24 protein-coding genes are annotated in these 26533 nt (G+C 45.5%); 13 read left to right on the forward strand and 11 right to left on the reverse strand.

Features of this window, described 5'->3' with window-relative positions; all coding sequences use genetic code 11:
* Positions 1 to 157: 157 nt before the first annotated feature.
* From SporoP33_RS08335 to SporoP33_RS08355, 5 genes are all read left to right on the forward strand, one after another.
* Positions 158 to 373, forward strand: coding sequence for a spore coat associated protein CotJA (locus SporoP33_RS08335; protein WP_081243278.1), 216 nt, complete (start codon positions 158 to 160; stop codon positions 371 to 373).
* Positions 373 to 636, forward strand: coding sequence for a spore coat protein CotJB (locus tag SporoP33_RS08340; RefSeq protein WP_081243279.1), 264 nt, complete (start codon positions 373 to 375; stop codon positions 634 to 636). Before SporoP33_RS08335 ends, SporoP33_RS08340 begins: the two co-directional genes overlap by 1 nt.
* A 36-nt stretch (positions 637 to 672) precedes the next feature.
* A complete protein-coding gene (locus SporoP33_RS08345; RefSeq protein WP_081243280.1) occupies positions 673 to 1242 on the forward strand; it encodes a manganese catalase family protein in 570 nt (189 codons plus the stop codon).
* 107 nt (positions 1243 to 1349) lie between these two features.
* Positions 1350 to 3026, forward strand: a complete 1677-nt coding sequence (locus SporoP33_RS08350) for an ABC1 kinase family protein (RefSeq protein WP_231293217.1) — start codon at positions 1350 to 1352, stop codon at positions 3024 to 3026.
* Positions 3027 to 3095: 69 nt separating this feature from the next.
* A complete protein-coding gene (locus SporoP33_RS08355; protein ID WP_081243282.1) occupies positions 3096 to 5153 on the forward strand; it encodes a catalase in 2058 nt (685 codons plus the stop codon).
* 83 nt (positions 5154 to 5236) lie between these two features.
* On the opposite strand, the gene SporoP33_RS08360 is transcribed toward SporoP33_RS08355, so the two are convergent.
* Positions 5237 to 6127, reverse strand: coding sequence for a LysR family transcriptional regulator (locus SporoP33_RS08360; protein ID WP_081243283.1), 891 nt, complete (start codon positions 6125 to 6127; stop codon positions 5237 to 5239).
* A gap of 112 nt (positions 6128 to 6239) precedes the next feature.
* Between SporoP33_RS08360 and SporoP33_RS08365 the strand changes: the two genes are divergently transcribed.
* The 3 genes from SporoP33_RS08365 (at position 6240) to SporoP33_RS08375 (ending at position 9314) form a co-directional block, all read left to right on the forward strand.
* Positions 6240 to 7430: a coenzyme F420-0:L-glutamate ligase gene (locus tag SporoP33_RS08365; RefSeq protein ID WP_081243284.1), complete on the forward strand. Its 1191-nt coding sequence runs from the start codon at positions 6240 to 6242 to the stop codon at positions 7428 to 7430.
* A gap of 126 nt (positions 7431 to 7556) precedes the next feature.
* Positions 7557 to 8366: an alpha/beta fold hydrolase gene (locus tag SporoP33_RS08370; RefSeq protein ID WP_081243285.1), complete on the forward strand. Its 810-nt coding sequence runs from the start codon at positions 7557 to 7559 to the stop codon at positions 8364 to 8366.
* A gap of 3 nt (positions 8367 to 8369) precedes the next feature.
* The gene (locus SporoP33_RS08375) at positions 8370 to 9314 is read left to right on the forward strand and encodes a GGDEF domain-containing protein (protein ID WP_081243286.1); all 945 of its coding nucleotides are present in this window, start codon (positions 8370 to 8372) and stop codon (positions 9312 to 9314) included.
* Between the two features lie 41 nt (positions 9315 to 9355).
* Here SporoP33_RS08375 and SporoP33_RS08380 read toward each other — a convergent pair whose 3' ends face one another.
* Both SporoP33_RS08380 and SporoP33_RS08385 read right to left on the reverse strand, forming a co-directional pair.
* Positions 9356 to 10540: an MFS transporter gene (locus tag SporoP33_RS08380; RefSeq protein ID WP_081243287.1), complete on the reverse strand. Its 1185-nt coding sequence runs from the start codon at positions 10538 to 10540 to the stop codon at positions 9356 to 9358.
* A gap of 12 nt (positions 10541 to 10552) precedes the next feature.
* Positions 10553 to 10972, reverse strand: coding sequence for a MarR family winged helix-turn-helix transcriptional regulator (locus SporoP33_RS08385; RefSeq protein WP_081243288.1), 420 nt, complete (start codon positions 10970 to 10972; stop codon positions 10553 to 10555).
* A gap of 183 nt (positions 10973 to 11155) precedes the next feature.
* Between SporoP33_RS08385 and SporoP33_RS08390 the strand changes: the two genes are divergently transcribed.
* Positions 11156 to 12388: a dicarboxylate/amino acid:cation symporter gene (locus tag SporoP33_RS08390; protein WP_081243289.1), complete on the forward strand. Its 1233-nt coding sequence runs from the start codon at positions 11156 to 11158 to the stop codon at positions 12386 to 12388.
* Positions 12389 to 12657: 269 nt separating this feature from the next.
* Entirely contained in the window at positions 12658 to 14016 is a 1359-nt protein-coding gene (locus tag SporoP33_RS08395) for an IS1182 family transposase (protein WP_081242276.1), read from the forward strand.
* Between the two features lie 141 nt (positions 14017 to 14157).
* Here SporoP33_RS08395 and SporoP33_RS08400 read toward each other — a convergent pair whose 3' ends face one another.
* The 4 genes from SporoP33_RS08400 to kynU all read right to left on the reverse strand — a co-directional run bounded on the left by SporoP33_RS08400 (position 14158) and on the right by kynU (position 18579).
* Positions 14158 to 15798 (reverse strand): S-layer homology domain-containing protein, encoded by a 1641-nt coding sequence (locus SporoP33_RS08400; RefSeq protein ID WP_196796758.1) that lies wholly within the window; start codon positions 15796 to 15798, stop codon positions 14158 to 14160.
* A gap of 65 nt (positions 15799 to 15863) precedes the next feature.
* Positions 15864 to 16682, reverse strand: a complete 819-nt coding sequence (gene kynA / locus SporoP33_RS08405) for a tryptophan 2,3-dioxygenase (protein ID WP_081243291.1) — start codon at positions 16680 to 16682, stop codon at positions 15864 to 15866.
* The gene (kynB, locus tag SporoP33_RS08410; protein WP_081243292.1) at positions 16679 to 17311 is read right to left on the reverse strand and encodes an arylformamidase; all 633 of its coding nucleotides are present in this window, start codon (positions 17309 to 17311) and stop codon (positions 16679 to 16681) included. The genes kynA and kynB overlap by 4 nt, the downstream gene beginning before the upstream one ends.
* Entirely contained in the window at positions 17308 to 18579 is a 1272-nt protein-coding gene (kynU, locus tag SporoP33_RS08415) for a kynureninase (RefSeq protein ID WP_081243293.1), read from the reverse strand. Before kynU ends, kynB begins: the two co-directional genes overlap by 4 nt.
* Before the next feature lie 120 nt (positions 18580 to 18699).
* Between kynU and SporoP33_RS08420 the strand changes: the two genes are divergently transcribed.
* Positions 18700 to 19014 carry an MGMT family protein gene (locus SporoP33_RS08420; protein ID WP_081243294.1) on the forward strand — a complete coding sequence of 105 codons (315 nt, stop codon included), beginning with the start codon at positions 18700 to 18702 and terminating at the stop codon, positions 19012 to 19014.
* A gap of 52 nt (positions 19015 to 19066) precedes the next feature.
* On the opposite strand, the gene SporoP33_RS08425 is transcribed toward SporoP33_RS08420, so the two are convergent.
* Genes SporoP33_RS08425 through SporoP33_RS08435 form a run of 3 tightly spaced genes read right to left on the reverse strand, consistent with a single transcriptional unit; the run spans position 19067 to position 21325 of the window.
* On the reverse strand, positions 19067 to 19801 hold the full coding sequence (locus SporoP33_RS08425; protein WP_081243295.1) for an amino acid ABC transporter ATP-binding protein: 735 nt from the start codon (positions 19799 to 19801) through the stop codon (positions 19067 to 19069).
* A complete protein-coding gene (locus SporoP33_RS08430; RefSeq protein WP_081243296.1) occupies positions 19798 to 20514 on the reverse strand; it encodes an amino acid ABC transporter permease in 717 nt (238 codons plus the stop codon). Before SporoP33_RS08430 ends, SporoP33_RS08425 begins: the two co-directional genes overlap by 4 nt.
* Complete coding sequence (locus tag SporoP33_RS08435) at positions 20504 to 21325, reverse strand: amino acid ABC transporter substrate-binding protein (RefSeq protein ID WP_081243297.1); 822 nt, start codon at positions 21323 to 21325, stop codon at positions 20504 to 20506. Before SporoP33_RS08435 ends, SporoP33_RS08430 begins: the two co-directional genes overlap by 11 nt.
* A gap of 235 nt (positions 21326 to 21560) precedes the next feature.
* Between SporoP33_RS08435 and SporoP33_RS08440 the strand changes: the two genes are divergently transcribed.
* Positions 21561 to 23072, forward strand: coding sequence for an APC family permease (locus tag SporoP33_RS08440; RefSeq protein WP_081243298.1), 1512 nt, complete (start codon positions 21561 to 21563; stop codon positions 23070 to 23072).
* A gap of 105 nt (positions 23073 to 23177) precedes the next feature.
* Here the strand turns inward: SporoP33_RS08440 and SporoP33_RS08445 are convergent, their stop codons facing one another.
* Positions 23178 to 24623 carry a DASS family sodium-coupled anion symporter gene (locus SporoP33_RS08445; protein WP_369821973.1) on the reverse strand — a complete coding sequence of 482 codons (1446 nt, stop codon included), beginning with the start codon at positions 24621 to 24623 and terminating at the stop codon, positions 23178 to 23180.
* 526 nt (positions 24624 to 25149) lie between these two features.
* On the opposite strand from SporoP33_RS08445, the gene nhaC reads away from it, so the two are divergent.
* Complete coding sequence (gene nhaC / locus SporoP33_RS08450) at positions 25150 to 26529, forward strand: Na+/H+ antiporter NhaC (protein ID WP_081243300.1); 1380 nt, start codon at positions 25150 to 25152, stop codon at positions 26527 to 26529.
* Positions 26530 to 26533 lie beyond the last annotated feature (4 nt).

Here is a 26533-nt window from a genome sequence, read left to right on the forward strand (position 1 = left end):
CTAGATTACGAGTTATTAGGAAATATAATAATTAGTTATAGCTATACTATTACAACAACTTTCAGCCGCCGTTGAAACCGTTTGTTGTGTGGACAGGACACAATCAGTCATACGCCGTGAAATAGTTTCATATCTTGCGTAGAGGAGTTGATAACTGATGGATTATACATTCAGAGGGAGTTATAAACCGTATATATCTCCGTGGGATCCGTGTCCGCCTGTCAAGGTTAAGACGTTCTCCCTGCCGCCTCAGCTGTTCATGAACTTTCAGCCTGCGTCACTTCCGCAATTTTCACCTGCCGAAGCTCTGCAGCACGGGTCGCTATGGCCTGCATTGGTCGACGGCTATTCAAAAAGGGAGGGGATCTCCTGATGGAAGCAGCTGAACGAAGAGATCTGTTGAAGAAAGTGCAGGAAGCCGATTTCGTGGTAGTCGAACTGACACTCTATACCGATACGCACCCTGATGACCAGGAAGCCCTTACCCAATGGCGGCTTGCTATTAAGGAAGCATCCAGGCTGAGAAAGGTGTATGAAAAGCGTTTTGGACCGCTTTCTTTGCATTCAATTCCGTCAGAACAAGCAATTGATACGGGCTGGCGCTGGAACCAGGCACCTTGGCCGTGGCAAATGTAGTCTCAAATATGCACGATGTTACTGGAGGGAATGTTGATGTGGGTCTATGAGAAAAAGTTATTGTATCCGGTAGAAGTAAAAGAATGTAACCCAAAACTTGCAAAGTATATTTCAGAGCAGTACGGCGGTGCGGATGGAGAGCTGGCTGCAGCCTTGCGCTATATGAATCAGCGGTATACCGTTCCTGATAAGGTTATCGGTGTGCTGAATGATATTGCGACCGAAGAGTTTTCCCATTTAGAAATGCTCGCCACCATGATTTACAAATTAACGAAAGATGCGACACCTGAACAGCTTGAAGAAGCCGGATTCGGTGCGCATTACGTCAATCACGGTCACGCATTGTTTTATGAAAATGCTGGCGGCGTACCGTTCACTACCACATACCTGCAGGCCAAAGGAGACCCAATAGCCGATTTGTACGAAGATATAGCAGCGGAAGAAAAGGCACGTGCCACCTATCAATGGATTATCGATATATCTGACGATGCCTGGATTAATGATTCACTTAAGTTTCTGAGAGAAAGAGAAAACGTACATTCACTGCGCTTCCGCGAAGCGGTCGAAGTTCTGAAAGAAGAACGTGACAGGAAAAAATTCTTCTAAATAGTAAAGGGTCTCCCCTTCTCTTTTCATCAGAGAGAGCGGAGACCCTTTTAGTGTTTACCCGCGGATATTTAATGGTATCTTTTGTAGAAAGGATGTAAACGGAGGTGTTCTTTTTGCTGAAACGAAGAATGAAGAATGCACAGCGATTTCAAGAGATTATCAATGTCTTTTTGAAGAATGGATTCAGCCATATCTTATTTCGGCTCGGACTGACAGACAGGAAATTTTCTTCTGCAGATGAGCAAATGGATCTGAACTTATATCATGTGGGCAGGAAATTACGAATCGCGCTGGAACAGCTCGGCCCGACGTTCATCAAACTCGGGCAAATTGCCAGCGGACGGCGGGATTTAGTGCCTGAGGAAATTGCAGCAGAACTTGAGAAATTGCAGGACCACGTGGAATCTTTTCCATACGAAGTAGTACAGGAAATCATCGAGTATCAATTAGGTGCTCCAATAGATGAATTATTCATGGAATTCGATAAAGAACCGCTTGCCTCTGCATCCATTGGGCAAGTGCATACTGCACGGCTGCCCGGCGGTGAATTAGTCGCCGTCAAAATTCAGCGCCCTAATATTCAAAGACAAGTAAATACTGACTTGGCAATACTGCATGATTTAGCCGGGTTTTTAGAGAAAAATATGGAGTGGGCAAAAGCTTATCATCTAAAAGAGCTAATTTATGAATTCTCTCATTCTCTGCGAGAGGAACTGGACTACCAGCTCGAAGCCCGTAATGCAGAACGAATTTCCCGTCAATTCATAAAAAACCCTGATATTCAAGTACCGCTCGTATACGATGAATACACTACGCGAACTGTGCTCACAACCGAATTAGTTACCGGCATTAAAGTCAGTAATATTAGCCGGCTCGACGATGAAGGGTACGACAGAAATATCATTGCAGAACGAATCGCGGAGTCTATGCTTTCGCAAGTAATGGAATACGGCTTTTTCCATGGTGATCCGCATCCCGGCAATATTTTCATTGCACCGGGCAATACCATTTATTATTTGGATTTCGGTATGGTAGGCCAGCTCAGCAAAGAAATGACATATCACTTCGTTTCACTGTTGATAGCTCTGAAAAAAGGAAACATCACACGGCTGATTGATGTATTCTCTGCTATGGACATTCTGCACGAAGATACGGGTACTGACGCCCTATATCGCGACTTGCAAGTCATTCAGCGAAAATATTACGAAACGTCGCTGCATGATTTAAAACTGGGCGATGTGTTTATGGAGATTTTCTCTATTGCTTATCGCCACCAAATACGATTACCGAATGAAGTTGCCATTCTCTCCAAAGTGATACTTACATTGGAAGGTGTGCTTGGCAAGCTGGATCCCTCCTTCAGTATAATGAAAGCAATTGAGCCGTACAGTAAAAAGTTGGTGCTGAGACAGTTCGACCCGCGTTATCTGCTGGAAAATGGCTGGCATACTTTCGTGAAAAATGCAGAAATCATTGCAGAACTGCCAAATGACGTCAAAAAAGCAATCAGAACTGTACAAAAAGGGAAAGTAGAATTAGACGTAGGGCTAAAAGAGACCAGCATCATATTCCGCCGACTCGATAAGATCGCCAATCGTCTGTCATTAAGTATTGTCTTACTGGCATTCAGCATTTTAATGGTCGGGCTCATTATAGGCTCCGCGATTGCAGGACAGACCGCACTATTCCTGAAACTGCCGCTTATCGAAGTCGGCTCAGTCATTGCAGCGCTGATGTTTGTTTACTTGCTGTTTTCGATAATCCGCTCCGGCAGAATATAGTTGCTGTTTATTCCCGTACAATTCGGGAATAAACAGACAGACTACTATTTTTTGATAGGAGGATTTTACATGAACAATGACAGCCAAGTAAATGAAAATAGTAAGAATAAGCAACTGGAAACATTTCGTGCACGTGACAGCGAGCATACAATGACAACTAACCAAGGATTAAAAATTTCAGAAGATGAACATTCTCTAAAAGCAGGGACACGCGGACCAACATTAATAGAAGACTTTCATTTCCGTGAAAAAATGACGCATTTTGACCATGAACGGATTCCGGAGCGGGTAGTGCACGCGCGAGGGTATGCCGCTCACGGAGAATTCGAGCTATACGAGTCGATGAAGAAATATACAAAAGCAGGCTTTTTACAGGAGCCCGGCCAAAAAACTCCTGTCTTCACACGCTTCTCTACCGTGGCGGGCAGCAGAGGTTCTGCAGAAGCAGTACGCGACGTCCGCGGCTTTGCGGTAAAGTTTTATACACAGGAAGGAAATTATGATTTAGTCGGAAATAATATGCCGGTGTTTTTCATTCAGGATGCAATCAAATTTCCTGACCTAGTGCATGCGGTGAAACCTGAGCCGCATAATGAAATGCCGCAGGCCGCTTCTGCACATGACACGTTCTGGGACTTTGTTGCAAATAACCAGGAGTCCGCACATATGGTTATGTGGCAAATGTCCGACCGTGCCATTCCGCGCAGTCTGCGGATGATGGAAGGATTCGGTGTGCATACGTATCGTTTCGTTAATGAACAAGGGGAAGCGCACTTTGTGAAATTCCACTGGAAGCCGAAACTTGGCGTACACTCTTTAGTTTGGGACGAGGCACAGAAAATCAACGGCAAGGATCCCGATTTTCACCGCCGCGATCTATGGGAATCAATTGAAAATGGCGATTTCGTGGAATTCGAGCTTGGCGTGCAGCTCCTTGAAGAGAAAGACGAATTCAAATTTGACTTTGATATTCTTGATCCAACGAAAATATGGCCCGAAGAAGACGTGCCGGTTAAAATTATCGGAAAGATGACACTAAACCGGAACGTGGACAACGTCTTCGCGGAAACGGAGCAAGTTGCTTTCCATCCCGGCAGTGTAGTACCGGGGATTGATTTCACAAATGACCCTTTATTACAGGGCCGATTATTCTCGTATACAGATACGCAGCTCATTCGTCTTGGCGGACCCAACTTCCATGAGCTGCCGATCAACCGCCCTGTCTGTCCATTTCACAATAACCAGCGCGACGGTTACGGAAGACAAACCATCAATGTCGGACAAACCGCCTACCATAAAAACTCTCTGGCCAATAACAAGCCGGATACTGCTTCTCCGGAAGACGGCGGCTATGTGCATTATCAGGAAAAAGTAGAAGGACGCAAAGTACAGGCGCGAAGTGATTCATTTAAAGACCACTTCTCTCAGGCACGCTTATTCTGGAACAGTATGTCTGATCCAGAAAAACAACATATTATCGCGGCATTCAGTTTTGAAGTGGGAAAAGTAAAAGACATGAATGTCAGAAAGCAAGTCGTCGATATGTTTGCGAATGTAGATCAGGATATGGCGGCGCAAATTGCAGATGCAGTAGGTGTGGATGCCCCACAAGGCGTGAAGCAAACGGATGTATCCAAGTCTTCTCCAGCACTCAGTCAGGAGAACAAGGCAAAACTGCCGGATACACGCAAAGTGGCTGTATTGATTGCAGACCAATTCGATGACGAAGTGCTTGAACCATTTTTGAAAGCTTCACTGGACGCAGGCATGTCCATCGATATTGTCAGCGAAAAGTTCGGCAAACTGACCGGCAAAAATGGTGCGACAGTGGACGTGGATGAGACGCTGTTAACTGTTCACTCCGTTTTGTACGATGCGCTATATGTTGTAGGCGGACAAGCAGAGCAACAGAAAAAGTTTGAGATGGATGTCGCAGACTTTGTCAATGAAGCGTATATGCACTTCAAACCGATTGGCTCTGCTCCTGCGGCGAAAAACTTGCTTGACCAGACGAAAGTACAGCCGGGTCCTGGTATTCTGATGGACTTGACGGTTTCAGGCGAAGGCGCTCAATGGGCAGAAGCCGTTGCACATCACCGCTTCTGGGATCGCAATATTTATGTATAATCACAAAAATACTGTCCGGGAAGCCGATTGCTTCCCGGGCAGTATTTTTTTGTAAAAGCGCATTTGTAGAGCCACAGTCAGCTCTATAGTGGATTCTTCTCCAATATCCCGATAAACTTGGAAGCCGCCGGGGACAATGATACGCCTTTTAAGAAACAAACACCGATGCTGCGTTTAGGTATCGGCTCTAAAAACTTCACTTCCTGCAGTTTTCCGCTTTCCAGATAGTCTGCTGAAAACTCCCGCACTACACATGCAATCCCCAAATTAATCTGTGCAAACTCCAGTAACAGCTCATGTGAGCCCAGCTCAAACTCCGGATGAATCTTTACACCTTGTGTCAGAAGGTAATCTTCTACAAACATGCGCGAGTTGGACTTAGACTCGAGCAGAATTAACGGCAGCCTCGAAAGCTCCTGCAGCGGCACAGGTCTTAGAAATAGTTTCTTAAATCGATCACCATAAACAAACGTATCTTGCACATCAAAATAAGCCCGTTTCTCCAGCGAATCATCCTCAATCGGAAAGTTGCAAACTGCAATATCCACTTCGCCTGATTTCAGCGCCGCAATCAGTTCCACCGTCGTTCCATTAATGATTTTGAATCGAATGCTCGGAAAGTTGGTGTGAAATTCCTCCAGATACGGCAATAGATAATAACGGGAGATCGTATCCCCTACGCCAATTTTCAGCTCTCCTGACGACAGGTTTTTTAATTCACGCAATTTTTCATTGCCCGCTTCGATTAAATTCAAAGATGAATTGACATACTCATATAACAGTGACCCTTCATCGGTCAATGTGACACCTTTGGATGTGCGGTTAAACAGCCGTGTATCCAGTTCACGCTCAAGCTGAGAAATGATCTGACTGACGGCGGGCTGTGTCATAAACAAGCTGCGTGCCGCCTTCGAGAAGCTTTCATTTTGCACGACTTTACGGAACACTTTATACCATTCCAGATTAATCGACATATAACCGCCCCTTATATCCCCTATTAAGTATATTAATTTTACTTATACCATAGATGCACGTTATAATACAAAGAAGAGTGATCAAATTGATTTTCACTAAGGAGCGATTGTTTTGAGTAGAGTTGTAGGAACGGTTGTCAGAGGATTGCGTTGTCCGATTATTAATGAAGGCGACAACATTGAACAGATTGTTGTGGACAGTGTATTAGAGGCTGCTAAAGTTGAAAATATTACATTTCAAGATAAAGATATCGTATCAATTACGGAATCAATTGTAGCGCGTGCACAAGGAAACTATGCAACGATCGATGATATTGCGAAAGATATCAAAGCAAAATTTGGTGACGATACAATCGGCGTCATCTTCCCTATTCTCAGCCGTAACCGTTTTGGAAACTGTTTGCGCGGGATTGCAAAAGGCGCGAAGAAAATTGTGTTAATGCTCAGTTACCCATCCGACGAGGTCGGTAACCACCTGGTCGAAATGGATCGTTTGGACGAAAAGGGAGTCAATCCTTGGACAGACGTATTGACTGAAGCTGAATTCCGTGAACATTTTGGCGACAACAAACACCCGTTTACAGGTGTTGACTATATAGAATATTATAAATCATTGATGGATGAGTTTGGCATTGAGCATGAAGTCATTTTCTCCAACAATGCAAAAACTATTTTGGATTATACAAAAACTGTGCTGACATGCGATATCCATTCACGTTTCAGATCGAAGCGGATTCTAAAAGCGAACGGCGCTGAAAAAGTTTACAGCCTTGATGATATTCTGGCCACATCCATTGACGGCAGCGGGTATAATGACCAATTCGGTTTACTGGGTGCAAACAAAGCACAGGAAGACAGCATCAAACTGTTCCCTCACAGCTGCCAGCCTGTCGTTGACAACATTCAGAGAATGCTGAAAGAGGAAACAGGCAAGCACATCGAAGTGATGGTTTACGGAGATGGCGCGTTTAAAGATCCGGTCGGCAAGATTTGGGAGCTGGCGGATCCAGTCGTCTCCCCTGCTTACACAGACGGACTTGACGGTATTCCGAATGAAATTAAATTAAAGTATTTGGCAGACAATGATTTTTCTGAATTGCGTGGAGAAGAGTTGAAAAAAGCAGTGACCGAATTTATCGAGAAGAAAGACACGGATTTAATGGGATCCATGGCTTCGCAAGGAACTACACCACGGAAGCTGACAGATTTAATCGGTTCATTATCCGACCTGACTTCCGGCAGCGGAGACAAAGGCACACCGATTGTCTTCATTCAAGGTTATTTTGATAATTACACAAATTAATCCAAAGCACCTGTGAGAATTCTCACAGGTGCTTTTTTATTTCTTCTATTTGTCGTATTAGCCTTCTCATTTTCTATGCTACAATGATAATAAATTAGAAATTACAGCCGGAAAGGACTTGATTCTATGACACTGGATATTATAAAAAGAAACGCTGTACGAATAACAGGTACAGGACAAGAAACAATAGTTTTTGCGCATGGTTTCGGCTGTGATCAAACCGTATGGAATCGCCTGATACCTGCTTTTGAAAAACAGTACCGCGTCATAACATTTGATTATGTTGGATCCGGTCAGAGTGACAAGTCGGCTTATACGGCGGAACGGTACGAAACTTTGAGCGGCTATGCACAAGATGTAATTGAAATATGTGACGCGCTGAACTTGAAAGATATTTTATATGTTGGCCACTCTGTCAGCGGAATGATCGGCGTATTGGCATCTATTGAAAGACCTGATCTGATGAGCAAACTGATAATGATCGGCCCGTCTCCGCATTATTTAAATGAGCCTGATTATTATGGCGGCTTTGAACGCGAGGATATAGATGAGCTGCTTGATATGATGGAGATGAACTACAAGGAATTCACAAAATACTTAGCCCCAATCGCCATGAAAAACGAAGATCGGCCACATCTCTCTGCAGAATTCGAATCCATGCTATATACAAATAACCCTGGAATTGCGCGCCGCTTTGCAGAAGCTACATTCATGTCTGATGTTCGTGAAGAGCTGTCCAAAGTCACGGTGAGAACACTTATTTTGCAGCCCACCGAAGATTCAATTGTTCCGCTCGAAGTCGGAGAATACATCCAGCAGCGCATTCCAAACAGTGAATTAGTCGTTATGCAGGCGAAAGGCCATAACCCTCACATCAGTCATCCAGAAGAAACCATTCGAGATATTAAGCGGTTTATTGAAGACGGGAGCGCATAAACGATGGATGAACGGTTGAACTTATTGCCCTGCGGGTATTTTGTCTTAACGAGTGACTGGGAATTCACCGAAATGAATAAGACTATGCGGGATATATTGCATATAGAGGAGATGCCGCGGCATATGCATGACGTTCTGACAGTCCCTTCAAGAATCTACTTTCAAACGTATTTTGTGCCTTCCATAGCCGTGCATAATCAAGTCAGCGAAATGTATCTGAATTTCAAAGTTCAAAATCGCGCGCTTCCTGTCCTGATGAACGTCAATAAACGCAACGGGCAATATGAAGGCATCATTGTTCAAATCAAAGTACGGGATGAGTATGAGAATCAACTGATGAAATCTAAAAAAGAAGCTGAGCAAATTCAGCAGCAGACAGACAAAGCGTATAATAAACTGCTCACACTATTGCAGGAAGTAGAACATAAACAGCGGCAATTACTGGATCTGAACAGTGAACTTGAAGAATTAGCAACACGCGATGAATTGACAGGACTCTATAACCGGCGTGCTTTCCACAGAAATCTGGATACGGTGATCGGCCGTGCTGAACTATTCAAGCCGCGTACGTTTTCCTTGCTGCTTTTTGATATCGATCATTTCAAAAAAGTAAACGATACGTATGGGCATCAAACCGGCGATGAAGTATTAAAAGAACTTGCCCGAAAATTGGAAGAGCAGATTGATGCGCCAAATATAACAGCACGTGTGGGCGGTGAAGAATTTGCCGTCATCTTTGATGACCCTGATCATGTTAGAAACTGCAGAAAAGCTGAAAAGCTCCGCCTGCACTTAGAAGAATCTGAGTGGATTAGTGTTCCGGTCACTGTCAGCATGGGCATCACGGAGTTTCAGGACGGCGATCAGGCCGGCCATATTTTTGTCCGTGCTGACACTGCTCTGTATACTTCGAAACGTAATGGCAGAAACCAATTGACCTGTATATAAAAGACACTGCGAAGGCGCAGTGTCTTTTATGAATCAATCATTCAGTTAGCTGCCGGCTTTTGCCGCTTACGCCCAAACAGCATATACAGGGCAAGTGCAGCGAGTACAACGAACATTAAGACCACATATAATTGCTGGTAACCGATGACCGGCACGAGTAAACCTAGTACATAAGGTCCAAAACCGAATCCGAAATCCAAAAATATGAAAAAAGTAGATGTCGCTACACCGAGACGCTCAGGTTTCACACCTTGCAAAGCAATGGCTTGTGCGCAGGACTGAAAATTACCGAAACCAAGTCCAAGAACAGCGCCGGAAAGAAGTAACATCCATCCTGCGTGTGCACTGCTCAGCAGCAGCAGCCCTCCTGCAAACAGCAATAACGAGGGATAGACGACAAAGTTATTGCCTTTGATATCCAACAGGCGTCCTGTATACGGTCTGGAAAGCAATACGGCAATTGCATACACTAAAAAGAAGAAACTGGCGGCACTTACCAAATTGATTTCATCTGCGTAAAATGAAATAAACGACAATACACCTGAATAAGCCATTGCAGCCAATAGGGTGATAAATGCGATCGGTAATGCACGTTTTTCTAATAAATCATGACTCTTGCGCTTTTCTTCTGTCTGGCGCACATTTTTCTTAGGCGTAACTTCAGGCGCTTTTTCAACAAAGAAGTACATTGCTGCACAGCATACGCTAAGAGCCAGACAAAACATAAATAACACAGTAAATTCATAATGCTGACTGAGGTAGATCCCGAAAAATGGACCGATTGCGGTCGCCAGGACTGAACTTAAACTAAAATAACCAATCCCTTCCCCGCGGCGTGAAGGCGGCAGCATTTGCGCCACCATCGTGCCTGTCGCGGTAGAAGATATCCCGAGTCCGATGCCGTGAAAGAATCTGTTAGCCATCAAAAGCGGCAAGTTTACAGCGCCAAAGTAAAAGACTGACGCTAAAACAGTGACTGTCAGCCCGATCAGTAAAATTTTCCTGCTGCCGACTTTTTCAATGAACCCGCCGATTGCTAGACGTGCAATGAGGGTTCCGATAATGAATATACCCGATACAAGTCCCGCAACACTGGTGGATACGCCATACTCTTCCGCCGCAAAAGGTGCGATGGTGACGATGAGCAAGTACATGACTAGCATCAAAAAGAAGTTGATGACTGATATAACAATAAAGTCTTTTGTCCAAATTTTTTTATTTTCCATTTTATCACTCACTTATTTATGTAAATTTTTATTAGCTATCTCCAAAATTCGGAGCCCCGCTTCTATATCTTCAGGTGCAGCACCTTCAAGTAATTCTTCATAAAATAGTTCCAGGTCAGACATAACAGCTGCCACTACACGTTGTCCGCGATCCGTTACGCCAATCCATTTTTCTCTTCGGTCGGTGCCCGGACGAATACTGACTAAATCCATTTCCAATAAACGCTGGATAACTTTAGTTACACTCGGCTTTTCAATTTGCCTGCGGGCAGCGATTTCAGCTGATGTCATCTCCCCTTCAAGCCATAATAATTTTAGTATTCCCCATTGTGAGTGGAATAATTGATACGGAGCAAGTAATGTATTCAATCGATTCAGCACAGGACGATAATAGTGAAAGTACCCCGTAAAAAACTGCTGTGATGGTTTCATTTTCTACACCTCTAATTGGTTAGTAAGGTTAACTAATTTCGTTTCTAATTGTATTACGCATCCAACAGAAAGTAAAGTAATACGATGAGCAGATATACAACTTATTTTTCAGCATATGATATGATGAAATAATAGCGCTGCATCACGATATCCTGCTGATATAATCAGAAAATTAACGGGAGAGTGGACCCTATTTGGAATAAATATAAGAGCACGCCGTTTGTTGCTAAAATCACGATTGGATTTATTGCCGGAACGTTACTCGGCATCTTCTTTAATGAGTATACTGCTTTCCTTAAGCCATTCGGCACATTATTACTAAATTTACTAAGCCTGGTCGCCATCCCTGTCATTTTCTTGACTGTCGTTTTGGCGGTTAACCAAATGAATCTGGCTCAGCTCGGAAAAATGGGGGGCAAATTACTTCTGTATTATGCCGCAACAACTGCCGCAGCCGTATTGATAGGCCTTTCATTGGCACTGTGGCTGAAACCAGGGAGACATTTAACACTGCCGACGGACGCAGTCGTGGAACCTCCCCATGCACCGGGATTTTCGGAAATCTTATTGCAGATTGTGCCTAAGAATATATTTGAAGCTTTTACAGCCGGTGATTTGATGGCAATTTTATTCGTTGCAGTTATTATCGGCATGGCCATTTCTTCAATGAAATTCTCTAAAGAAACTAAACTTGTGGAGATGGGAAATTTACTTGACCGTTTCTTCAACGCATTGAATACAATGTTTTATAAAATTTTGGATGGTGTATTGTTGTATGCACCAATCGGTATTTTCGCAATCAGTGCGACTGCTTTCGGTGAGCAGGGATGGGACACATTCCTCGGATTGCTGTCATTCGTGGGGGTATTCTATCTGGGGGTATTGATACTTTGGCTGTTCGTGTACAGCGGTTTCCTGAAACTGTTTGGCAATCCCGTCCTGCCTTTCTATCGCAATACGAAAGATGCCTACACTACGGCCTTTTTCACTTCCAGCAGTATTGCCACTCTGCCGATCGCGATTGAATCTGCCAAAAAAGCGGGTGTCTCTGAGAATACAGCGAACTTCGCTTTACCGCTCGGTGCGGTCTTCAATTCTGACGGCGGTGCTCTGCGGATGGGTATTTCACTGGTTTTCGCCGCAAACATCACAAACCTGAATCTTTCCGCGGCCGATTTCATCGTCATCATTGCGATCGGGACATTACTCTCTATCGGTACGGCGGGTGTTCCTGCGGCAGGGCTGGTTACATTATCCGCCGTGCTGACAATGTTTGGCCTTCCGCTCGAGATTGTGGCATTGATTGCAGGAGTGGATGCATTAATCGGGATGGCAGGTACGGCTTCTAATGTGATGGGAGATATCGTCGGGGCCGCTGTCGTAGATAAAAAACATCCAAGAAAAAAATTTGCATAACAAAAAGCCAAACTCCGGAGTTTGGCTCAGACTGTAGACAAACTCCGGAAATTTGGGGTTTGCCTACAGTCTTTTTTCTTTTACAATAGAGTAAACGCCAGGAAAAGTTGATTTCCGCTGCGGATGGACGCTTTCCGCGGGCACGGCCTCAGCCGCTTCCCTCGCTACGCTCAGTCCAGGGTCTTCGGCTCGTGCTGTTCCCGCAGGAGTCGCCATCCTCCGCTCCAATCAACTGGATACCTGTTGAACATTTATTTGAGGTGATGGACATGATGACGAAGAACCAGATTAATGAACGCGAACAGTTGGAGATGCTCACGATTGAGCAGTTGGTGCCGCAAGATCATTTAGTGCGGAAACTGGACGCGACAATCGACTTTTCGTTTATCTATCCACTCGTCGAGGATTTGTATTCACCCATCGGTCGTCCCAGTATCGATCCTGTGGTCTTAATCAAGATGACATTCATCCAATATACCTTCGGCATCCGCTCCATGCGGCAGACCATTAAAGAAATCGAAACGAACGTGGCATACCGCTGGTTCCTTGGCTTTGGTTTTCATACCGAAGTTCCCCATTTCTCCACGTTCGGAAAAAACTATATTCGCCGATTCGCAGAGACGGATTTGTTTGAACAGATTTTCTACCGGGTCTTGAAAGAAGTAGCTGATAGAGGGTTATTGAGCCCCGACCACGTCTTCATCGATTCTACTCACGTAAAGGCAAGCGCAAATAAGCGGAAGTTCCAAAAGAAAGTCGTTCGGAAAGAGACCAAAGCGTATGAAAAGAAACTGCAGGAAGAATTGAATATCGACCGCGTGGAAAATGGGAAGAAGCCATTTCCGCCGGAGAAGTTTGAGAAGGAAGAGTACAAGGAGATCAAGGAATCCACGACGGACCCGGAAAGCGGCTACTATGTAAAAGATGAACGGACCAAGCAATTCGCTTATTCCTTCCATGCAGCTACAGACGAGAAAGGATTTGTGCTGGCAAACATCGTGACGCCAGGTAATATCCACGATAGTCAGCTGCTTGAGCCATTGGTAGAAAAAATTATTGATCAAGTCGGAAGACCGGTTGCCGTTGCTGCCGACGCTGCCTACAAGACACCAGCTATCGCGAATTACCTGTTGGAAAATCAGATGCTTCCCGTTCTTCCGTACAAGCGGCCAATGACGAAGAAAGAGTTCTTCAAGAAAAGTGAGTACGTCTATGATGAATACCATGATTGCTATCTCTGTCCGGAAGGGCAGATCTTGAACTACCGCACCACCACGAAAGAAGGGTATCGACAGTATGCCTCTGAACCTGCCATCTGTGCAGCCTGCCCGGTCATCGACCAGTGTACGCACAGTCAGAATCGTCAGAAGATGATCCAGCGACACATCTGGCAAGACCACTTGGATATAGCGGAAGATTTAAGGCATCATCATGAAATCAAAGAAATCTACGGCAAGCGTAAAGAAACGATCGAGCGTGTATTTGCGGATGCCAAAGAAAAGCATGGCATGCGATGGACTACCCAACGAGGGTTGAAAAAATTGTCCATGCAGGCGATGCTAACTTTTGCTGCCATGAATTTGAAGAAGTTGGCCAATTGGACATGGAATACGCCAATCACGGCGTAGACCAGAGGAGTATCCGAGCCCAAATCGGGATTATTTCTCTGATTTTAGTGCCAAAATGGAAAAAGGGTTGGAAATCGTGACGATTTCCAACCCTTTTGTCTACAGTCTGAGCCAAACTCCGGAGTTTGGCTTTTTTATTTATTATTGAGCAATGGCCTGCATGGAGTGAACAATCATCTTTGCAGCATGTGCACGCGTTGTCGGAGAGTTTGGCATAAACTTGCCTTGGTCGCCTGCTGCAATGTTCATCTGGTAAAGACCTGCAATAGCCCACTGTGTATCTTTCGAAAACTTCTTAATATCTGTAAACGGCGCCTCAGCTGTCGGCGTAAATGGTTTTCCGGTTGCTGCCTCATACGAGCGGCTCAGCACCAGCGCCAATTGTGCTCGTGTAATTGGTTTGTTCGGCATGAAATGACCGTTTACACCGCTCACTAAGCCGTGATCATATGCCGCTTGAATGTCTTTCTTTGTACTGTCCGCATAATCTGCGAGATCATTAAACGACCATTTTGTACTTTTAGGTTTTAAATCCAAGGCACGAACAATGATTGATGCGGCTTGTGCCCGTGTTAATGATTTGTCCGGACGGAAAGTGCCGTCTGCGTATCCGCTGACGATTCCTTTCATCGCGGCGGCTTCAATAACTTCTTTTGCCCAGTGATCATGAATATCTGTAAACAGTTCTGCCGGTTCAGCAGGCACTGCGTTAAGCGTATATGACGCATTCAAATGCTGCATACTTTTTTTGCCGTTCTGATCAACGGCTTGTATAGAAAACTGATACTCCTTATTCGGCTGGAGATCTGTTATTTCATACGTTAATACAGGTCCCATGACTTCGCCGATCATTTTATCTCCGCTGTATACTCGATACGTCGTGATCATCCCTGTGTCAATTACAGGCTGCCAATTCAATTCCACCGTTGCAGCATCTTTCTCTGTTACAGTAAGAGCATCTTTCGCAAACCATGGATAATTCTCCACTAAAGATTTATGGAACAGATCAGCGACCACTTGATAGCCGGCCTCACTTAAGTGGATGTTTTTGGGATTAGGAATATATACTTGCGGATTTTCTGCAATTTGCTTTGCCGTCTCTACAAAAACCGCTGAAGTTCCTGTCAATCCTTTTTTGATCGTATCATTCAGTGTCAGCACGAGCTGATTTACCAGCGGCTGATGCTGGGGCTTTACATATGGAAACGGATTATAGTACCCCATGACATATACTTTTACGTCCGGATTCAATGCATAGATTTTCGCCAAAATCTTCTGCGTGTTCATCCCCGTTTTCATCATGCTTGCCTGCAGTTCCTGCGGATTGAATTGCGGTGCGCCGCTGTCGTCAAACGTAATGTTCGGCAAGACATCATTCGCCCCGATAGTTAAGGTAATAAGATCAGCTTCTTTTACCGATTGATGAAGAGTGGCCATTTCATCTTGATGACCTATACCGACTACAGGCTTCGTGACGTTCTCCTCAAAATCTTTCAGTATGTTATCTGTTTTATAGCCCGGGTACGAGAATCCTTTATTGCTCGTTTGAAGTACTTCCTGTTCAGCCAGTTGTTCCGCTAAAAAGTCTGTATAGCTTTTACCCAGTCCATTCGTAGGCGTAGTTCCAGCCGCCAGCGAGTCCCCAAGTGCTAAATAATTGACGGGAGAAATCCAGGTTGGTGCTTTTTCCGGTTCCGCTGCTGCGGGCTGCAATGGCGTTACTGCAAGCTGCAGGACTAAAGCAAATGCCATCACTGCATAACCAATCAGTTTTTTCGTCATCATACATGCCACCCTTCTTTTCTGATTATTGTAAATTTAATCATAAACGCCAGCTTGCTAGTCTGTCAAATTTTAGTACGCACATCCCATAGCTCGGGGAAGAAGCGGTGATCAAGCACAGATTTCAAATAATGCACACCCGAAGACCCGCCTGTTCCCTGCTTGAAACCAATAATTCTTTCCACAGTTTTCATATGTCTGAAACGCCACTGCTGATGGCTGTCTTCGATATCCACCAATTTTTCAGCCAGCTGGTACAGCTCCCAGTACCCGTCGACATCACGGTAGACTTCCAGCCAGGCTGCCGCCACACTTGGATCACCTGCATACGCAGTGGAAAAGTCGCGTGCAAGAACCTTTGGATTAATCGTGAAACCCGCGCGCTGGAGCGCCCGAATCGAAACGTCATAGATTCCGGGCGCCTTGTATGCTTTCGCCAATCGGGCTGACAATTCTGGTTCCTTTTCGTATATCTGAATGATCTGCGGCTGTTTATAACCTAAAGCAAATTCTATCAAACGGTTCTGATAGGACTGAAAACCAGATGCCCGGCCAAGACTGTCGCGGAATTCCATATACTCAGCAGGCGTCAGTGTAGCCAGAACATCCCATGCCTGGATAATCTGTGATTGAACTTTCGATACACGCGCCAGCATTTTGAATGCTTCCGGTAATTCATCTTGCTGTATTAATTCGATCGCAGTCTCCAGCTCATGCAAAATCAGTTTCATCCATAGTTCGCTTACCTGATGAATAATAATAAACAGCATTTCATCGTGGTGGCCGGATAAACGCCTCTGGCTCGATAATACGCTATCTAAATGCAGATATTCACCATATGTCATCGACTCCCGGAAATCCGTATGAATGCCCTTCTCTTTCATGACTCCCACCTCCTGACGACAGCCCGTACAGGACTGCCATCCGCTTCTTCCAGCGCTAAAGGTAATGCGATCAGCTCATACAATCCGGACTCCAGCGAATGCAGAACCAAATTCTCGATAATCATCACTCCGTTGCGATACAGGGAATGATGTCCGGGCAGTTCTTTACTGTCCTCCGCATCCACAGAAGGTGTATCCACGCCAATCAGCCGAACGCCGCGCTCTTTCAATAACGGACCTACATCCTCTCCGATTACTGTGAACTGTTCAGGGAACTGAGAAGGTGCCGGATGACTGCCTGTTTTCAATAAAATTCTTTCAGCACCGCCAAAATCGACTGCCTCTAAGTCCGCTCTCATCACACGCTCCACGCCTGTTACATCCACTAGGCATGCTTTGCCGATATATAGCTCTACCGGCAATTCCAAAATCTTGAGTCCTTCGTCATCATAATGAAATGGTGCATCGGTGTGCGTACCAATATGCGTACTCATCGTTAATTTGCCAATATTGACTGAGCCCGATTGTTTTTTCGAGATAGCCACTTCATACGAAAACGGCGTATCCCCCGGCCACTCGGCAATGTGCTGATTCAATGGCTGCGTTATATCCATCCAGTCATTCGTCATGCGACCACCCCGCGTTCATTTGGAAATTGCATATACAACTCTTCTTGCATGATCATCCTGAGAATTTCTGCCGTCCGCCATACATCTTCAAACGAATTGTACAGTGCGACCGGCGCCAGCCGAATACCGTCGGGGGCGCGGAAGTCGGGAATGACTCCATGGGCTTTAAGCGCTTTACAAATCCTTGCTGCTTCTTTATGCTGCAATAACAGATGCCCGCCTCGGGTCGAATCTGTCGGGCTTCCGATCGAAAATGAGAATTCATTGAGCACTTCATCCATACATGTCAGCATAAAGCCCGTCAGCGCGTAAGACTTCTCCCGGATTTTCTCCATCCCGATTTCCTCGAACATTTCCAATGAACCGACGAGCGGAGCCAGGCTCAATATATGCGGTGTTCCGATCTGATATGCCCCTGCATCTGCAGCCGCCGTCATCGTGTGATCCATATCAAACTGCTTCGCTTTGTCCGAACCAAACCACCCCGCAAGACCTGCATCCGTTCCGAAATGACGTTCATTGATAAACAGTCCGCCGACCGACCCCGGGCCTCCGTTTAAATGTTTATACGTACACCAAAAAGCAAAGTCTGTCCCCCAGTCATGAAGTGCATGGGGCATAGAGCCGATGGAATGGGATAAGTCGAAACCTATTGGAATTCCTTTCTCTCTCGCAGCAATCGTAAGCGCTTCCATATCAAGTATCTGGCCGCTGCGATAGAGTACAGACGGCAGCACGATAAGCGCAATATCCTCTGACATTGCTTCCATAATCCGCTCTTCGTCAAGTGTCAGCCCGTCTTCACTTTCCACACGAATCAATTGTTCGTCAGGATCAAGACCTTGCAGTCGGATCTGACTTTGCAGCGCGTAAATATCGGACGGAAAATTCAATTCATCTGCCAGTATTTTTGTACGGTTCCCTGCCGGACGATAAAAAGTAGAGACGAGCTGATGCAAATTTGTTGTCGTAGATCCCGTTGCGATAACCTCAGACACGTTCCCTCCAACTAACGGCGCCATTCGTGCACCCAGTTGTTCTGCCATGTAAAACCATGGATGTTCTCCTTCAGTCCAGCCGTCGACTCCAAGTGTTTTCCATGAATTCAGCAGTTCAATTACTGTTTGTTCCGCGCGCTTTGACAGCAAACCGAGTGAATTCCCGTCCATATACATTTTCTCTTCCGGCAAATAAAATTCCTCCCGGTATGATGCCAGCAGATCCTGCTGATCAAGTGTTTTCGCATACTCAAGTGTATTGGAGCACATATACATTCCCCTTTCTGTCTGTATGTAAATAATACCATATAGGTATATAATTTGAACTTGACCATCGTGTGACTTCAAATATATTCTGTGCTACGCTTTAGTAAAAGGAGGAGTTTTACTTTGGAAACATTCACTGAACGTGCTGTGGCAATCATCCAGCAAATCCCTCCCGGTTATGTCATGACCTATGGGCAAGTGGCAGCGGAAGCAGGAAATCCGCGCGGTGCGAGACAAGTTGTCCGTGTGCTGCACTCCATGAGCGCCAAATATAATTTGCCGTGGCACCGTATCATCAATGCACAAGGCGGCATCTCCACTCCTGAAAATGCAGAAGAGAAAGGAAACACACAGCGGGAAAGGCTGCTGGCGGAAGGCGTTCAATTCAACGCAAACGGCCGCATTGCACTCGACATCTATCGCTGGCACCCTGAATAAACGGCAAAAAACGCTTGGCTTATTGGATGCCAAGCGTTTTTCAAATTCGTATTTACTGCAATAAACTCAAAAACTTTTTAGTTCGTTCATGCTGTGGATTGGTGAAAATTTGCGCAGGTGCTCCTCGTTCGATGATGACACCGTCATCAATAAAAATCACTTCATCCGCCACTTCCCGCGCAAACTTCATTTCATGCGTTACAACTGCCATCGTCATGCCTTCTTGCGCCAAATCTTTCATGACACGCAGCACTTCGTTAACAAGTTCAGGATCAAGGGCCGATGTCGGTTCATCAAACAGCATGACTTTCGGGTCCATCGCAAGTGCACGGGCAATTGCCACACGCTGTTGCTGACCGCCGGAAAGCTGGAATGGATACTTATCCTTGTGAGCGGCCAGCCCGACTTTCTCCAGCAGCTTCTCTGCTTTCTTTAATGCTTCTTTATGCGATACTCCTTTGACTGTTGTCAGCCCTTCCGTCACATTGCCCGCGGCAGTGAGATGCGGGAACAAATTATAACTCTGAAATACCATCCCGGTCAGTCTGCGAAATGCGCCAACCGCTTTCTTGGAGACCGGTGAGCTGAAGTCCAGTTCTTGACCGTCTATCGATATCACACCGCCGTCAGGTGTTTCCAGTACGTTCAGACAGCGCAGCAAAGTGGATTTACCCGACCCGGAAGGACCAATGATGACAACCACTTTTCCCTGTTCGATTTCCAGGTCCACACTCTTAATTACCTCTAGTGATCCAAACGATTTTTTAAGTCCGCGTATCGAAATCATGATAACCCTCCCGACTTACCGACAAAACGATCCAGGCGTTTTTCGATTCTGCCCTGGATAATCGATAAGATGAAACAAATGACCCAATAAACTAAAGCAGCTGTTATATAGACGAATAAATACTCATAGTTCATCGAGGCAATTTCTTGCGCACGTCTGAACGCCTCCGCCACCAAAATCGTTGCTGCCAAAGATGTATCTTTGACTAATCCGATGAAGGAGTTTGAAAGCGGCGGCACAGATACCCGTGCAGCCTGCGGCAAAACGACTCTCCTCAATGCCTGGGAATAATTCATGCCGATAGAATAAGCCGCCTCCCACTGTCCTTTCGGAATGGATAGAATCGCTGCACGAATGATCTCAGAAGCATAGGCCCCGACATTTAATGAAAATCCTATGATAGCTGACGGGAACGGGTCAAGGGTAATACCGATTGTCGGCAAACCATAGAATATGATGAATAATTGGACAAGCAGCGGTGTCCCGCGAATGATGGATACATACACACGCGCTGCGGCCTGCAAAAATTTATTGGAAGAAATTCTCGCCAGGGCAGTAAAGATCGCAATGATCAGCCCTATAATAAATGAAATGACCGCCAGAGGAATCGTATACTTGATGGCCCCTTCCATCAATGGCCCGATGGATGTTGATGCGATTTCCAGGAATCTCTGAATCCGTTCGGGACTTATCGCAATTGTATTAAGATACATCTTCGCCGAACCATTTTTCGGAGATCTTCTTCAATGTGCCGTCTTCACGCATCGCATCCAACGCTTTATTTACTTCTTCCACTAGATCTTCGTTGCCTTGTCTGAATAAAAACGCACTTTCGGATTGATTTTCTTCAGAGAGTTCTTCCTCTTCCACAATTTTAATCGGTGCATCCGGTTTCTGCTTCAAATAATCGAGTGCAGAAAGCTTATCATTATAAGTGCCGTCCACCCGCTTAGAAATAACGAGGTCAACGCCTTGATTAAATCCGTCAATTTTAATGATTTCAGCTCCGTTTTCTTTTGCGAGCTCACCATAGTTACTAGTCAATGTCTGTGCAGCTTTCTTGCCTTCCATGCCGTCAAAAGCAATGTCATCGTCAGCACGGATTACCAACACAGAGTTTGAACGCGTATATGGCTCAGAGAATTCATATTTCGCTTCACGCTCTTCGTTAATGCCGACCTGATTCGCAATCATATCAAAACGTTTTGAATCAAGCCCTGCAAAAATTGCATCCCATTGCGTTTCAAAAAACTTCGCTTCCAACCCCAGACGCTTCGCCACTTCTTGTGTGACCTCCACGTCATATCCTGTCAGCTTTCCCGATTCGTCGTGAAAAGAGAAAGGTGCATACGTTCCTTCTGTTCCTACATTAAGTACACCGTTTGCGAGTACTTCTTCTAACAGACCATCCTTCTCGGCCGGTTTTTCGGTGGTGTTATCGTTCTTACTTTCTTCTTTACCGCCACATGCAGCCAATGCAGCAGCTAATAATACAATGATCAATGGCAGAAGTACCTTCTTCATTTCTAAAACCCCACTATTCTTATAAGTATTTGTGAATAGAATCATAAAAGATTGAGCAGACTCTGTCAACATGTAAAACTTGCGTTATGCTTTATTATACTATACAGAATTTACAGACGGAATGAAAAGCTTTCGATTTGAATAGATCCGCGTCTTGTCCCCTCAGTTTTATACGTTTAATTTAATAAAAAAAGGGCATACATTCGCTATACTAATAACTTAGGGGTTGGATCATATGGATCAAGAATCGGATAATGCACGAAGGAAACTCAGTAAAACGTTAAAACCATCATGGGTGTTTGCCATTGCTCTGGGCTCTTCAGTCGGCTGGGGAGCGTTCATACTGCCGGGCGATTGGATACAGAGTTCAGGGCCTCTCGGCGCGGTCATCGGCTTAGGGATAGGGGCTCTGATTATGATGATCATCGCTTCTAGCTACGGCGTGATGATCAAAAAATTTCCCGTCTCAGGAGGCGGATTTACATACGCATTCGTCGCGGCAGGTAAGATGTGGGCATTTATATGCGGATGGTTTTTATCGCTAGGCTATATTTCGATCGTTGCACTGAATGCATCCGCACTGACTTTATTATTGAAATTTTTAGCGCCAGACTTTATGAAACAAGGGTTTCTGTACACTGTCGCCGGCTGGGATGTGTACATGCCTGAAGTCATCATTGCCAGTCTAATCATTCTACTGTTTGCCTTTATCAATACGACTGGAACGAGTATCTCAGGGCAAATTCAATTTTATTTCAGCGTCTTGCTGGTTACCGGCGTTATCGTGCTCGGTATCTTTACATTCAGTGCAGCCGATCAGCCGCTGGTAAATTTGCAGCCGTTATTTAAAGGGAATCAGTCAATTATTACTTCTATACTTGTAGTGTTGGCAATTGCACCTTGGGCATACGTTGGATTTGATAATGTTCCGCAGGCTGCAGAGGAATTCAACTTTTCTCCGCGAAAAGCAACGATGCTGATCGTGGCTTCTTTATTCACTTCATTCCTTATCTACGCCATCATGATTGGACTGACGAGCTGGACATTCCCTTCATTTGCAGACATCGGCAACGGTGAATTATGGGCTACTGGCGAAGTTGTCCGTTCAGCTTTAGGAATCGGCGGGTTGGCCGTCATGGCAGTGGCTATTGTTATGGGAATCTTCACAGGGTTAAATGGCTTTTTCATGTCATCAAGCCGTCTGTTATTTTCTATGGCGCGCGCACGTGCATTGCCTAATTTCTTCCGCGCAATGACGGAGAATCAGACGCCAAAATGGGGGATCTGGTTCGTGGCCATTATCACATTGCCGACGCCATGGTTCGGCAGGCAGGCCCTGACATGGATTGTTGATATGTCTTCAACAGGTGTATCCGTAGCTTACTTCTTCACTTGCCTGGCAGCGTATAAAGTACTGGCCTGGGGCAAAGAAAAAGCTGGCCGTGAGATTGCACCGCTGAAAAAGCTTTTGGCTTTGCTTGGCATAGCGGCAAGCGGGGTGTTTCTGGCACTGCTGCTTGTACCAAACTCCCCCGCAGCATTGACCACACCTTCTTACATTCTGTTGTTCAGCTGGGCATTCGTGGGCGTAATTTTCTATACAGTCATCCGCAAACGGTATAACAGTCTGACGCAGGAAGAAACCGAGTATTATGTGTTAGGTAAAACTATTGAATCTGAAGTAACAGAGTCAGCTGCTGATACAGAGGCTGATCACCTGCCTATTCCCGGGGCTACCCGACCGTAGGAAAATAAAAGAACCGCCGCCCGGAAATCCCACTTCCGGCGGCGGTTCTTTCTTTATCAGCGGTATAGTCACTGCATCTATTGCAGCTTCCTCTTTAGTTTACACTTACAGAAGTCCGATCCATTTCCAGTATGTCGCACTGAATAACAGAATCAGCAAGTATCCGATAATTGTCAGCGGCACTCCTGTCTTCAAGAAATCCTTTACGGTGAAAGCACCGGTTCCATATGCCAGCATGTTTTGCGGGGCGCTGACCGGCAATAAAAATCCGAAACTGATAACAAATTGCTGAATCAGGACAAATCCGACTTCATTGACATCAAGCGAAATCGTGGTGGCCAGTGCAATAAATATCGGAATCAGTGCAGATGACAGACTCGTCGCACTGGCAAATCCCAGATGGATCAGGATGTTAAAGAGTGAGAGTAAAGCAATTGTTGCAAGAAGCGGCATAGTATTCAAGCCCATCGCGCCGAATACTTTATCTGACAGCCACTGCGCACCTGTCGTATCAAGCAAAATAGTTCCTAATGAAATACCTACCGCAAAGACAAGGATTGTACCCCATGGAATCATTTGCTGAACGGTTTTCCAATCGAATACACCAATTTTAGGTGTCAGAAGAATCGCTATGGCCACAATTGTAACGGTCGTAGTGTCAAAGGGATGCAACTTCTCTTCTGTCGCCCACAGGAACAGCAAAGCAACTGCGACCACAATGAGACGGAGTTCAGATGCTTTTATTTTCCCCAATTCCTGCAACTGCTTCTGGATTAATTCCTTACCGCCTTCAACTACTTTTGTTTCGGGTTTAATGACTGCTTTCATAACGAAAAAGAGAACGATTGACATCAGGATGGACCACGGAGCAGCATACAAAAACCATGAACTCCAGGCAACTGATACGCCGAATTCTTTCTCAATAAAACCGAGGGCGACCATGTTTTGTGCTGCACCCGTTTTAATTCCGACGTTCCAAATAGAAACTGACTGAACAGCGGTGATAACGAGCAATGCACCCAGCCGGCTGTTTGTCGGCAGGCCGAATGCTGCAACCATTCCGAGCAGGATCGGCACAACGGCGCCGGCACGTGCGGTAGCACTCGGCACGAAGAATGCCAGGACAATCGACACGACAATGGCGCCAAAAATAATGGCACTTGTCTTGACGCCGACTTTCGATAAAATATACAGTGCCAGCCGTTTATGCAGATTGGTCGTCTGCATGGCGGTTGCCAGAAATAATGCTGCTGCCACAAGCGCGACAGCCGGGCTGGAGAATCCGGCCAATGCCATTCGTAATGCATTTTTCGTACCCAGCATTTCTGACGTGTTCTCCATATTTGGCGCAAGTCCGAGTAACAGTGCGGCCAGTCCGAGGATCATAGCGGCACTTACTGGGTACGGTACAGCTTCGGTTACCCAGAGGATGACTGCAAATGCCAGGATTGCCAAAGCCCGCTGTCCGACGACCGGTAAGTCTGCCGGGTTAGGAAGCAGCACAATCGTTATAAGTACAGCGAATGCCAGGATAATCCATAACCCTTTCAAATTGCGTTTCTGCTGCTCTGGCTGCGGAGCTGCTTCTGCTGTTGTCGTCACAAGCTCTCATTCCTTTCTATATATAGCTACCACTTATTATTACCCTAACTGCATTACGAATAACTTCTTACGTTGAATCTGCCGAGTAAAACTAATGACTTTTTTACTGCTGCGATGCACCACACACCACTTCAGGCCCATCCGATTGCAAAAAGTCAGTTGCAGAAAGTATTGCACTTGCGGCGTCTTACTTTGCCCATTATTTCGTTTTATATTCTTCCGGACGATTTTGCACCTTGACATAAACTGAATATTGTCATGACGTTTACAAGTAATCAGCCGATTCGTCTATTGACTTATCAGCCTGACGTGATAAAATTCGAATCGGTAACTCCATATATAAATTTCTATAAAATACATAATGAAGCATCATCTCTATGCTTTCATTCGCAGCAGAAAAGAAACAGAGCGAAGAACTCCTTCGTCCTTTAAGGGGATGACAGGAGTTTTTCTACATTTACAGGAGGTCATTAGCATGTTTCCTATTAAGGCGATCCATACCCCGACAGTTAAGGCGTCTGTTATTCTGACAGTGCTTATAGTGGCAATGATCAGTGTCAGCATCGTCAAATTTGATTCTGTTCCGCATGTGCCGATTTTATTCGCTATTTTGTTGTTGTTTGGTTATGGTTTATGGAAGAGAATCTCGTATAAGGATTTAGAGAGAGGACTGGTTGACGGGGCAAGTGCCGGCATGAGCGCAGTGTTTCTGTTCTTCTTCATCGGCGTGCTCGTCAGCAGCTGGATGATGGGCGGGACGATTCCTACATTGATTTACGGCGGCCTTCAGATCATAACTCCGGCCTACTTTTATGCGATTGTATTCATCGTCACAGCAATTATCGGCCTATCAGTCGGCAGTTCTCTGACAACGGTCGCTACAATCGGTGTTGCGTTCATCAGCATGGCTTCCATACTGGAACTTTCGCTTCCTATTGCGGCTGGCGCAATCGTATCGGGTGCATTTTTTGGCGACAAGATGTCTCCCCTTTCGGATACGACGAACATGGCGTCTTCTATTGTCGGCGTAGATTTATTTGAACATATTCGCAATATGGGCTGGACGACCTTTCCCGCATTCCTGATCTCACTTCTCTTATTTGGCGTATTGTCCCCTGACGTTACATCGGGAGACTTTGCGACGATTGAGAAATATAGCGAGGCGCTGCTGGGTACGAATTTGATTCATTGGTATACGCTCATTCCCGTGGCTGTGCTTATTATATTAACTTTCGTTAAAGTACCGGCCATTTTGACATTAGCTGTCAGCGCGCTGTCGGCCATTATCATCGCCTACATTCACACGTTTTATGGCGTGTCCGAAGTGTTAGCTATTTTATTCAGCGGCTACGAAGGTTCGACAGGCGTGGAAGTTGTGGATGCGTTACTGTCACGCAGCGACGGTATGGAAGGTATGATGTTCACAATTTCACTTGTCTTGCTTGCACTCAGTATGGGCGGCATGCTATTCACGTTAGGAATTGTGCAGTGCCTGCTCGCAAAAATTGAGAGTGCACTGCGGAAAGTTTCTTCAGTCATTTTGACTTCCGCACTCACCGCAATCGGCATCAACGTATTGATTGGCGAGCAGTATTTATCCATTCTATTGACCGGACAGGCGTTTCAGTCAAGCTATGAAAAAGTCGGCCTGGCCAATAAAAACTTAAGCCGGGTAATGGAAGACGCGGGCACCGTGATCAACCCCCTCGTACCGTGGAGTGTGGCGGGGATTTTCATCACTTCTGTACTCGACGTCCCGACAATTGCGTATTTGCCGTTTGCATTCTTTTGTTTATTGAGCCCGATTCTGACGGTATTGTTCGGGTATTTAGGAAAGACTCTGACACGGATTTAAATAG

This window comes from Sporosarcina sp. P33 (assembly GCF_002077155.1).
Classification (GTDB): Bacteria; Bacillota; Bacilli; order Bacillales_A; family Planococcaceae; genus Sporosarcina.